We start from the raw sequence: 11,053 nt of genomic DNA, 5'->3' as shown, positions 1-11,053 counted from the left end.
CGGCGCCTCCGCGTTCCGGGCCTTGACCCGCACCCCAGCGGCGGCGCACAACCCGGTGCGGGTCAGGGCGCGGGAGCCTCGGGCACCGGCAAGGGGCGCCGTCCGTTGCGCCCACCCGTTCCGCCCCAGCGGAACGACTGCCCACAACGGGGGGTGGGGGGGGCAGCGCCCCGTGGGCGCGCCCACATGGGCGGGGGCACCGCCCGGCGGGGGTCAGGTGGGGTCGTAGGCGGGGGTGCGCAGGCGGCGGAGCCAGGCTCCGAGCCGCAGCGGGCGGGCCACCCGCTCCTCCGCGCGCTGCTGCCACATCCGCTCGTCTCGGTCGGTGAAGCATCCGGACATCGGTCGTCTCCTTCCAGGCCACTGGACCACTGAAAGGGAGTCTGTAACCTTATTGGCCCGGGCAGCAGAGCCAATGAGGAGTGATTGGCATGGCAGTGGCACGTGTGGTCCACACTGCGGACCGAACCCTGACGGGCCGCCAGCTCGCGTCGCTCCTCACCCCTCCCCCGGAGGGCCGGTTCGGGTACCGGGAGCTCGCGCGGGCCGTGCGGGAGGCGCTGCTCGACGGCCGGGTGGCGCTGCGCCTGCGGCTGCCGGCCGAGCGCGAGCTCGCCGCGGTGCTCATGGTGAGCCGGACCACCGTGACGGGGGCGTACGACCTGCTGCGGGAGAGCGGTTACGCGCACAGCCGGCGCGGCGCCGGTACGTGGACCGCACTGCCGGACGGTCAGGCGCCCACCGTCCTCGGGACCTTCCAGGACGACGCCGGCGCGACCATCGACCTCGCCCTCGCCGCGCCGCCCGCCCCGGAGGCCGAGCTGTCCGCCGCGCTGGCGGAGGCCGCCGCCGAGCTGCCCCGCTACGCCGGATCGCAGGGCTACCACCCGTACGGACTGCCCGCGCTGCGCGCCGCGATCGCCGAGCGCTACACGGCCCGGGGTCTGCCGACCCTCCCGGACCAGATCCTCGTCACCACGGGCGCCCAGCAGGCCGTCTCTCTGGTGCTCGCGCTGCTCGGCCGGGCCGGTGACCGGGTGCTCGCCGAGAACCCCTCGTACGCCAACGCCCTCGACGCGATGCGGGGGCGCATGCTCCGTGTCACGCCGGTCCCGGTGACCGAGGCCGGCTGGGACACCGGGCTCGTCGACGCGGCGCTCCGGCAGACCGCGCCGCGTCTGGCCTATCTGATCCCGGACTTCCACAACCCGACCGGCCGGCTCATGCCGGCGGAGCAGCGCCGGGAGCTCGCGCGGTCCGCGCGTGCCACCGGGACCTGGCTGGTGGTCGACGAGACGCTGAGGGACATGGCGCTGGACGTGCCCGCGCCGCCGCCGTTCGCGGCGGCGGCCGGCAGCGGCGACGGCGAGCAGATCGTGTCCGTCGGCTCGCTGAGCAAGAGCTGCTGGGGCGGGCTGCGGGTCGGCTGGGTGCGGGCCGCGTCCCGTGTCGTGACCGAGCTGGCCCGGGTGCGGATCACGGCCGACCTGGCCGGTTCCGTGCTGGACCAACTGGTGGCCGTCGCCCTGATGGACCGCCTCGACGTGATCCTGCCCCGGCGCCTCGACGAGCTGCGGCTGCGCCGGGCCGCGCTGACCGACGCGCTGGCCCGCCACGTGCCGGAGTGGCAGTGGACGGTGCCGCCGGGCGGGATGTGCCTCTGGATCGACCTGGGCCGACCGGTCGCGTCCTCCCTCGCGTCCCGGGCCCTGCGGCACGGGGTGCGGGTGGAGGGCGGGGCTCGGTTCGGGGTGGATCCGGGCACGCACGAGCACCGGCTGCGGATCCCGTTCACGCTGCCCGTGGAGGTGTACGAACCGGCGGCGGAGCGGCTCGCGGCGGCCCTGGACGGGACCCCGGGGCGCTTCGCCGATCCGGCGCTGCCGGACTGGGTGGCCTGAGGGCCGGGCGGACCGCGTACCGGCGGCCCTCGCGCTGGACCCCCGCACCGGGCCGCATATTCGGATGCCCGTTCCGGGCGGTCCGTGTACGGTCCACCGAGTGGAACCACTGACCGAGAAACAGATCCGCTCGTCCTTCGTGAACTGCACCAAGGGCGAGGCGGCGCGACTCAAGCTCCCCCTCGACTTCGCCGAACTCCCCTGGGACGACCTGGACTTCCTCGGCTGGGTCGACCCGGGCGCGCCCCTGCGGGCGCACCTGGTCGTGCCGCGCGAGGACGGGCCGCTCGGCGTGACCCTGCGGGTCCCCGCCGTCGGCCGGACCAGCGCCGTGAAGTCGAGCATGTGCCAGGTCTGTCTGACCGCGCACGCGTCCTCGGGCGTCACGCTCCTGGTGGCGCCGCTGGCCGGCAGCCGCGGCCGCGAGGGGAACACCGTCGGCATCTACCTCTGCGCCGACCTCGCCTGCTCCCTCTACGTCCGGGGTCGGCGGCAGCCGAAGCTGCGCCACCGGCGCCACGAGGAGTCCCTCGACCTCGACGAGCAGGTCGCCCGTCTGACGGGCAACCTGGACGCGTTCCTGGACCGGGTGACGACGGGCTGAGGAGCCGGGACGGTGTCCCGGTGGCTCAGCGGAAGGCCTGCTCGCCGGTCAGCGCCTTGCCGATGACCAGCGAGTGGACCTCGCTCGTGCCCTCGTAGGTGAGCACCGACTCCAGGTTGTTGGCGTGGCGCAGCACCGGGTATTCGAGGGTGATGCCGTTGGCGCCCAGGATCGTGCGGCACTCGCGGGCGATCGCGATCGCCTCGCGGACGTTGTTCAGCTTGCCCACGCTGACCTGCTCGGGGGTGAGCGCGCCCGCGTCCTTGAGGCGGCCGAGGTGGAGGGCGAGGAGCATGCCCTTGCCGAGCTCGACCGACATGTCGGCGAGCTTCTGCTGCGTCAACTGGTAGGAGGCGAGGGAGCGGGCGAAGACCACCCGGTCCCTGGCGTAGGAGATCGCCGTCTCCAGGCAGTCGCGGGCGGCGCCGAGCGCGCCGAAGACGATGCCGAAGCGGGCCTCGTTGAGGCAGCCGAGTGGGCCGGAGAGGCCGCGGGCCTCCGGCAGCACGGCGTCGGCGGGCAGCCGCACGTCCTCGAAGACGAGTTCGCTGGTGACGCTCGCGCGCAGCGAGAGCTTCATCTTGATCTCGGGGGCGCTGAAGCCGGGGGTGCCGGCCGGGACGAGGAAGCCGCGGACGCCGTCCTCGGTGCGCGCCCAGACGACGGCGACGTCGGCCACCGAACCGTTGGTGATCCACATCTTGGTGCCGTTCAGCACCCAGTCGGAGCCGTCCCGCTTGGCGTTGGTCCGCATGGCGCCGGGGTCGGATCCGGCGTCCGGCTCGGTGAGTCCGAAGCAGCCGATGTACTCGCCGGCCGCCATCTTCGGCAGCCAGCGCTGCTTCTGCTCCTCGGAGCCGTACTTCCAGATCGCGTACATGGCGAGGGAGCCCTGCACGGAGACGAGGGAGCGCAGTCCGGAGTCGACGGCCTCCAGCTCCAGACAGGCGAGGCCGTACGCGACGGAGTTGGTGCCCGCGCAGCCGTAGCCCTCCAGGTGCATGCCGAGCACGCCGATGCCGCCGAGGGTGCGGGCGAGCTCACGGGCGGGGATCTCGCCCTTCTCGAACCAGCCGGCGACGTGCGGCCGCAGCTCGCGGTCGGCCACGGCGCGGACGGTCTTCCGGATCTCCCGCTCCTCGTCGGTCAGGAGTCCGTCGACGGCGAGCAGGTCGAAGGGGTGGACGGGGGTGGACGGCGACTTCACGGACGGCCTCCTGGCGACTGTGGCAACTCGGCGAGCCGAAGCGTAGCCCCCGATCGGATATTGGATCCAGTATTGAAAATCCAGCATCCGAGCCGTACGGTCCGATTGGATCCAATCTCCAATCGCCTGGATCCGATCTCCAGTTGTTGGATCCAAGCTCCAGTCGCATGGATCCAACCTCCGGTTGCCTGGATCCAACCTCCAGTCTCCGGTTTCTCCAGCGGGAGCGAGGGAAACTGCATGCGCGCAGACCAGCCGGACACACCAGGGACGCCACAGGCGGACGGAGCCCTGTCCGGAATCGTCGTCGCCGATTTCGGCCGGGTGCTCGCCGGCCCGTACATGACGATGCTCCTCGCCGACCTGGGCGCGGACGTGATCAAGATCGAGCGGCCTGGCTCCGGGGACGACACGCGCGCGTGGGGCCCGCCGTTCGCCGCGGGAGAGGCCACGTACTTCCTCGGCGTCAACCGCAACAAGCGTTCCGTGTCGCTCGACCTCACGGACCCCGAGGACCTGGCCGCGGCGCGCGCGATCGTGGACCGCGCGGACGTCCTCGTCGAGAACTTCCGCCCCGGCACGATGGAGAAGCTCGGCCTCGGGTACGAGGAGCTGCGCGCGGGCAACCCGGGTCTCGTCTACTGCTCGGTGACCGGCTTCGGCACCGCCGAGGGCGCCCGGCTGCCGGGCTACGACCTGCTCGTCCAGGCCATGGGCGGCCTCATGAGCGTGACGGGAGAACCGGACGGGCAGGGCACGAAGGCGGGGGTCGCCCTGGTCGACGTCATCACCGGCCTCCACGCGGGCCTCGGCGTGCTCGCCGCCCTGCGCCACCGGGACCGCACCGGCGAGGGCCAGCGGGTCGAGGTCTCCCTGCTCGGCTCTCTCCTCTCGGCGCTCACCAACCAGGCCGCCGCCCACCTCGGGGCCGGCGTCGTGCCGCGCGCGATGGGCAACAGGCACCCGAGCATCGCCCCGTACGAGGTGTTCGAGGCGGGGGACCGGCCGCTGGTCCTCGCCGTGGGCAACGACCGGCAGTTCGGGGCGCTGTGCGAGCGGCTCGGCCTGCCGGAGCTCGCCGGGGACCCCCGTTTCGCGACGAACACGGTCCGGGTCGCCCACCGGGAGGAGCTGGTCAAGGCCCTGGCCGGCCCGCTCGGCACCCGTACCGCCGACGCCTGGTTCGAGGAGCTCACCGCGGCCGGCGTGCCCTGCGGGCCGATCAACGACCTGGCGGCCGCCTTCGACTTCGCCGACCGGCTCGGGCTCGCGCCGCGCGTCCCCGAGTCCGCGGCCGGCCCCGGTCAGGTCGCCCACCCGATCCGGCTCGACGCCACCCCGCCCTCCTACCGCACCGCTCCCCCGCGCCTGGGCGAGCACACGGACGACGTGCTGTCGGAGCTGGGACGAGTTGTCCACAGGGCGTCGGCGGCGGACGGCGGCGCGTAGGAAGATGGTCGCCGCAGGTGGCGGGGGCCACCGGCGGCGACGTGAGGGAACGGAGGGTCACAGGCGATGAGCAGCGCGGTGCAGAAGCGGCGGCCGCAGACCGCCCAGCAGTTCGTCCTGGAGGAACTGCGGCGCGCCATCACCACCGGGGAGCTCAGGCCCGGCGGGCCGATCCGCCAGGAGGCCCTGGCGGCGCGGTTCGAGGTGAGCCGGGTGCCCCTCCGGGAGGCCCTGAAGGCCCTGGAGGCGGAGGGCCTGGTGGTCCATCACGTCCACCGGGGCTACTTCGTCGCGGAGCTCTCCCTGGACGACCTGGAGGAGATCTACCGGATCCGGCAGCTCCTGGAGACCGAGGCGGTCCGGATGGCCGTCCACTGGATGCCGGACGGCACGGTCGCCGCGCTCGAACGGATCCAGCGGAAGGTGGAGCGGGCCGCCGAGGAAGGGGACGTGGCCGCGATGGCGGCGGCGAACCGGCTCTTCCACTTCACCCTGATCGAGGCGTCCGGGATGCCGCGCCTCGTCCGCCTCATCGCGACCCTGTGGGACGCCACCGACGCGTACCGCTCGCTGTACTACACCGAGTCGCCGCACCGGAAGCAGGCCATACGGGAGCACCGGGCCGTGATCTCCGCGCTCCGCCACGGCGACGAGGAGGCCGCCGTCCGCTGGCTCGACGAGCACCGGTCCCACGCGGTGGCCGCGCTGCGCAAGGTCCTCGACGTGAGAGCCCCGGAAGGGGACTGACCTCAGGGCCTCGGGACCTCAGGGCTTCAGGACCTCGGGACCTCAGGGCCTCGGGACCTCAGGGCTCATCCGGAGGCGCCGGGTCCGGCTCCCGTGCGCCGGACCGCTCCGGCGACGACGAGGAGCGTGGCCACGACGGCCAGGGCCCAGGGGGCGCTGTCGGCCGCGTACAGCGGGTCCGTGAACATGCTGGCGGCCACGAGTCCCAGGAACGCGCCCGCCGCGAGGAACCCGGTGCCGCCCGGCATGGCGTCCGCGGTCCGCCAGTTCCTGCGCGGGATCCACAGCCGCAGCAGCTCCACGGTCACTGCAAGGGACACCAGGCGGGTCGCGACGGCGCACCACAGGGGTGTCCCGTCCGTCTCGCCCGCGCCGAGCACCGCCGTCACGCCGAAGAAGACGACCGGCACGAGCCAGCCGAGGCTCGCCCGGATGCCGGGCGTCGACGGGAACTCGGAGGTCTCCGCACCTTCGCGCTCCTCGCCGCCCTCCCATACCTTCACATCCGCATCCGCATCCGACCCCGTACCCGGCTTCGGCTCCGGGGAGCGAGGGGCCGGGATCGCCGGCGGCACGTCCGGGACCGGGCGTAGGGCGCGGGAGCGCGCCCGGCGGTCGCGGAACCCGAGATCGCCGTACAGGTCGACGTGAGCGGCCAGTTCGGCCCGGAGCGCGATCAGCCGCTCCGCCGTCTCGTCGAACTCGGCCCTGCGCCGCGCGGCCTCTTCTCCCGCCTCGCGCTGGGCATCGGTGAGCGCCGCCAGGCGCTCCGCGTGGAGCTGTTCGGCTTCGGCGCGGGCGGTCCCGGCGGCCTTGGGTGCCTCGGCGAGTTCCGCCTGGAGGCGTACCCGCTCGTTCTCGATGATCTCCTCGATGCGGTGCCGCTCGTCCGGGGGCAGTTCCTTCGGCGCACGGGCCTCCGCCCTGGCGACGGCGCTCCGCCGCCACTCCGTCAACGGCCTGCCACGGTGCTCTCCGATGCCGTTGATGTGGACCTTGCGGCCCTGGGTGCGGTGGATGTAGAGCACCTCGCCGCCGCGTCCGTTGGGGGCCTTGCCCCAGCTGACCCGGTTGAAGTCGGCGGCCGTCCTGATTCCCTGCGCGGCGAGGTCGCGGACGAGTCCGCTGCCGATGCCGTTCACCTCGCTCGCCGTCAGGCGCGTGCCGTGCAGCGACCGTTCGATCGATTCGCGGCGCAGGACCGCGAGCGCCCGGCGCTCCTGGCCGGCGCGCTTGTCGTCCAGGCCGTTCAGACGGCCGGTGAGGGACCGCTCGCTCCTGGCCTGCTTCTCGTGGACGCGCTGCAGGGCCTTGCCGTGTCGCGCCTGGGCGCGGGCTCGTTCCCCGGCCTCGCGGTTCAGTCGCCGCCGGTCCGCGAGCTCGAACGGGCGGCGTTCCGCCAGGAGTCGGCGATGGGCGCCGACCGACTCGACGAGCCGTCGTCGCTCGGCGCGTATCTCGGCCGGAGCGGCGGCTTGGAGCGGAGTGGTGCTGTCGATCACAGGTGACTCTTCGGGTGGCTCATGAGAACAGGAGGCCTCATTATCGCCAACCGTGCGCCATCGGCCCGGGGGTGTGCGCAGGCCGGACGGCTTTCCGACACGCGAGACGGCACCGTCCGCAGGACGAGCGGTACGTCAGGACGGGCGAGCTCATGGGCGTGGTCCGCGAGCTGCTCGACGGCGCGGCCGTCACGCTGGACGGTCGTCAGGTGCGGGTGCGGGAGGTCCGCTCTAAGGCACCCTCCGTCGAGACCCCCGTGCCCCTGTACCTCGGCGGCGCCTCCCCGGGACCGAGAGCGTCGCGGCACGCCACGCCACGCCACGCCGAGGTGACGGTGTCCCTCCCCCGCGAGGCGGGCACGGACGTGGCCTCTCTGCGCGGCCACCCGGCTTTCGCCGCCCCGCGGGCGGAGCCCGCGGCGGCGTGGCGGTTCCCGGGTCGGCGCCCGCCGGTGATCGTGGGCCCGCGGGGCTGCGGTTACCCTTGCGCCGGACGCGAGGAGGAACCATGGCGCGGATGCCGTCGGCCGAACGACGCAGACAGCTGGTCGAGGCGGCGATCAGGGCGATGACCAGGGACGGTGTCGCCAAGACGACGACCCGGTCGATCTGTGCCGAGGCGGGGGTCTCGCTGAGCGTCTTCCACTACTGCTTCGACTCCAAGCAGGCGCTCCTCGAAGCCGCGATCGAGACGATCACCGGCAATTACGTGGCGCGCGTGATGTCGGCGGTCGAGCCCGGTGCGACGCTGCGCGAGACCGTCCGGGGTGCCCTGCAGACGTACTGGGACCACGTCACGGCCCATCCGGGCGAGCACATGCTGACGTACGACCTCACCCAGTACGCCCTGCGGGAGCCCGGGTTCGAGCATCTGGCACGCGCCCAGTACGAGCAGTACGTGGCCTCGGCGGCGGCGCTGATCGAGCAGGTCGGGGCGCGGGGCCGGGAGCCGCGGGTGCCCGTGGAAGTGTTCGCGCGGTATCTGGCGGCGGCGATCGACGGGCTGACCCTGCAGTTCCTCGTCCTCGGCGACCCGCGCGCGGCCGCCGATCAACTGGAGCTGACCGCCGATCAACTCGTGTCCTTGATCGCGGGTTGAGCGGCGTGCGGGTTTCCGCGCCTCTTCATCAGGTCATCTGACCCGGACTCTTGACTCGTACCCTCGGTAACGCGATCCTCGGGGCGCCCGGTACACCCCCACCGTCCGGAGGCATCGCAGAACATGACTCGACCCTTCTCGCGCAAGGCCGGCGGGAGATCCGCCCTCCTGGCGCTGTTCCTCGCCCTCGCCGCGGTGCTGTTCGGCTCCGCTCCGGTCCCCGCCGCCGCCGGCGGCACGTGGTGGGAAGCCACGTCCCGGCCCGCGCCCGACTCGCAGATCAACGTCACCGGTGAGCCGTTCAAGGGAACGGACGCCCAGGGGAAGGTGCGCGGGTTCGTCGACGCGCACAACCACCTGATGTCCAACGAGGGCTTCGGCGGCCGGATGATCTGCGGGGCGACGTTCTCGCAGGCGGGTGTCGCCGACGCCCTCAAGGACTGCCCCGAGCACTACCCGGACGGCTCGGGGGCGCTCTTCGAGCACCTCACGGGCGGTGACAACGGGAAGCACGACCCGGTCGGCTGGCCCACGTTCAAGGACTGGCCCGCCCACGACTCGCTGAGCCACCAGCAGAACTACTACGCCTGGGTCGAGCGCGCCTGGCGCGGCGGGCAGCGGGTCCTCGTCAACGACCTGGTGACCAACGGGCTGATCTGCTCGCTCCTGCCCCGGGACCGCACCTGCGACGAGATGACCGCGATCCGCCTGGAGGCCCGCAGGACGTACGAACTGCAGGACTACATCGACGGGATGTACGGCGGCCCCGGCAAGGGCTGGTTCCGGATCGTCACCAGCGCCGATCAGGCCCGCTCGGTGATCGAGCAGGGCAAGCTCGCCGTCGTCCTCGGCGTGGAGACCTCGGAGCCCTTCGGCTGCAAGCAGATCCTCGACGTCGCCCAGTGCGGCCAGGCGGACATCGACAAGGGGCTCGACGAGCTGTACGCGCTCGGCGTGCGCAGCATGTTCCTCTGTCACAAGTTCGACAACGCGCTCTGCGGCGTCCGCTTCGACAGCGGGACGACGGGGGTGGCGGTCAACATCGGCCAGTTCCTGTCCACGGGCACCTTCTGGGCCACCGAGAAGTGCGCGGGTCCCCAGCACGACAACCCGATCGGTCTCGCCGCCGCGCCGGCCGCGATGGCCGAGAAGCTGCCGGCCGGGGTGAGCGTCCCCTCGTACGCCTCGGACGCCAGGTGCAACACCCGCGGGCTCACCCGGCTCGGGGAGTACGCCCTGAAGGGCATGATGCAGCGCGGCATGATGCTGGAGCTCGACCACATGAGCGTCAAGGCCGCCGGGCGCGCCCTGGACATCCTGGAGGCCGAGGAGTACCCCGGTGTCCTGTCCAGCCACAGCTGGATGGACCTGGACTGGACCGAGCGGCTCTACCGTCTCGGCGGTTTCGCCGCCTCGTACATGCACGGCGCCGAGGGCTTCGTCGGCGAGGCGTCGCAGAAGGCGGAGCTGCGGAAGAAGTACGGGGTCGGGTTCGGCTACGGCACGGACATGAACGGGGTCGGCGGCTGGCCGGGCCCGGTCGGGGCGGGCGCGCCGAACGCGGTGAAGTACCCCTTCCGCAGCTTCGACGGCGGCTCGGTCCTGGACCGTCAGGTCACCGGTGAGCGCACCTGGGACCTCAACACCGACGGTGCCGCGCACAACGGTCTCGTGCCGGACTGGATCGAGCAGATCCGGCTCACCCCCGGCGGCCAGGGCGTCGTGGACGAGCTGTCGCGGGGAGCGGAGTCGTACCTGACCACCTGGAAGCGGACCGAGGACCACGAGCCGGGCGTGAACCTCGCGGCCGGACAGCCGGTGTCGGCCAGCACCACCCAGTGGTGGAACCCCTTCGTGAACTTCTCGCCGGGGCTCACGGTCGACGGCGACACGGGGACCCGCTGGGCCAGCGAGTGGTCGGACGACCAGTGGCTCCAGGTGGACCTGGGCTCGGTGCGCCGGGTCGGGCGGGTCACGCTCGACTGGGAGCGGGCCTACGCGCGCGCGTACCGGATCGAACTGTCGGACGACGGCACGACCTGGCGGAACGCGTGGTCCACGGACGCGGGTGACGGCGGCTACGACACGGCGGAGTTCGCCTCGCAACCGGCCCGTTACGTGCGGGTCCACGGGTTGAAGCGGGCCACGGACTGGGGCTACTCGCTCTACGAGGTGGCCGTCAACAGGTCCTGAGCGTACGTGAGGAGGGGGCCTGCCGGATCGGATCCGGCAGGCCCCCTCTCGCCTGCCCGGGCCCCCTGCGGAGCGCGGCAGAGCAGGGCGTCGGGGGCTCCCCCCGACCCAGGCGCCGGTGAAGGCGACGGGCGACCAGCAGGTGAAGTCGGTGTCGTCCGCGTCGACGACGCAGCGGCTCCGGGTACGGAACGGGGGCTGCCGGCTGTCGGCGAGGGCGGGCCCCACCGGGGCGGGTTCGGTCGCAAAAGCGGGTGCCGCCGGTGTTCCGGCAGCCAGGGGGGCCGCGGCGAGCGCGGCCCCCCGGAGTGTTCTCTTCACGACGCCCTTCGCGGGGTGGGGGTTTCGGCG

Annotated in this window: 10 protein-coding genes; 7 read left to right on the top strand and 3 right to left on the bottom strand. The window is 72.9% G+C overall.

From position 1 onward, the window contains the following. Nucleotides 1-213 precede the first annotated feature (213 nt). Nucleotides 214-342: a hypothetical protein gene (locus ABZ318_RS15015; protein ID WP_356902881.1), complete on the bottom strand. Its 129-nt coding sequence runs from the start codon at nucleotides 340-342 to the stop codon at nucleotides 214-216. 89 nt (nucleotides 343-431) lie between these two features. On the opposite strand from ABZ318_RS15015, the gene ABZ318_RS15010 reads away from it, so the two are divergent. Both ABZ318_RS15010 and ABZ318_RS15005 read left to right on the top strand, forming a co-directional pair. Beyond that, nucleotides 432-1,901 carry a PLP-dependent aminotransferase family protein gene (locus tag ABZ318_RS15010; protein WP_356902880.1) on the top strand — a complete coding sequence of 490 codons (1,470 nt, stop codon included), beginning with the start codon at nucleotides 432-434 and terminating at the stop codon, nucleotides 1,899-1,901. Between the two features lie 100 nt (nucleotides 1,902-2,001). Next, on the top strand, nucleotides 2,002-2,505 hold the full coding sequence (locus ABZ318_RS15005) for an FBP domain-containing protein (protein WP_356902879.1): 504 nt from the start codon (nucleotides 2,002-2,004) through the stop codon (nucleotides 2,503-2,505). Between the two features lie 25 nt (nucleotides 2,506-2,530). Here ABZ318_RS15005 and ABZ318_RS15000 read toward each other — a convergent pair whose 3' ends face one another. Then, the gene (locus ABZ318_RS15000) at nucleotides 2,531-3,712 is read right to left on the bottom strand and encodes an acyl-CoA dehydrogenase family protein (RefSeq protein WP_356902878.1); all 1,182 of its coding nucleotides are present in this window, start codon (nucleotides 3,710-3,712) and stop codon (nucleotides 2,531-2,533) included. Between the two features lie 240 nt (nucleotides 3,713-3,952). On the opposite strand from ABZ318_RS15000, the gene ABZ318_RS14995 reads away from it, so the two are divergent. Both ABZ318_RS14995 and ABZ318_RS14990 read left to right on the top strand, forming a co-directional pair. Further along, nucleotides 3,953-5,161 carry a CoA transferase gene (locus tag ABZ318_RS14995; RefSeq protein WP_356902877.1) on the top strand — a complete coding sequence of 403 codons (1,209 nt, stop codon included), beginning with the start codon at nucleotides 3,953-3,955 and terminating at the stop codon, nucleotides 5,159-5,161. Between the two features lie 66 nt (nucleotides 5,162-5,227). Then, nucleotides 5,228-5,908 (top strand): GntR family transcriptional regulator, encoded by a 681-nt coding sequence (locus ABZ318_RS14990; protein WP_356902876.1) that lies wholly within the window; start codon nucleotides 5,228-5,230, stop codon nucleotides 5,906-5,908. 65 nt (nucleotides 5,909-5,973) lie between these two features. Here the strand turns inward: ABZ318_RS14990 and ABZ318_RS14985 are convergent, their stop codons facing one another. Next, nucleotides 5,974-7,410 (bottom strand): hypothetical protein, encoded by a 1,437-nt coding sequence (locus ABZ318_RS14985; RefSeq protein ID WP_356902875.1) that lies wholly within the window; start codon nucleotides 7,408-7,410, stop codon nucleotides 5,974-5,976. Between the two features lie 2 nt (nucleotides 7,411-7,412). On the opposite strand from ABZ318_RS14985, the gene ABZ318_RS14980 reads away from it, so the two are divergent. From ABZ318_RS14980 to ABZ318_RS14970, 3 genes are all read left to right on the top strand, one after another. Next, nucleotides 7,413-7,982, top strand: coding sequence for an LLM class flavin-dependent oxidoreductase (locus ABZ318_RS14980; protein ID WP_356902874.1), 570 nt, complete (start codon nucleotides 7,413-7,415; stop codon nucleotides 7,980-7,982). Then, entirely contained in the window at nucleotides 7,919-8,509 is a 591-nt protein-coding gene (locus tag ABZ318_RS14975) for a TetR/AcrR family transcriptional regulator (RefSeq protein WP_356902873.1), read from the top strand. The genes ABZ318_RS14980 and ABZ318_RS14975 overlap by 64 nt, the downstream gene beginning before the upstream one ends. Before the next feature lie 123 nt (nucleotides 8,510-8,632). Next, nucleotides 8,633-10,702: a discoidin domain-containing protein gene (locus ABZ318_RS14970; RefSeq protein ID WP_356902872.1), complete on the top strand. Its 2,070-nt coding sequence runs from the start codon at nucleotides 8,633-8,635 to the stop codon at nucleotides 10,700-10,702. The last annotated feature ends 351 nt before the right edge of the window (nucleotides 10,703-11,053 follow it).

Source organism: Streptomyces sp. NPDC006197 (genome assembly GCF_040613865.1).
Classification (GTDB): Bacteria; Actinomycetota; Actinomycetes; order Streptomycetales; family Streptomycetaceae; genus Streptomyces.
This window is presented reverse-complemented; position numbering and strand designations above follow the sequence as displayed.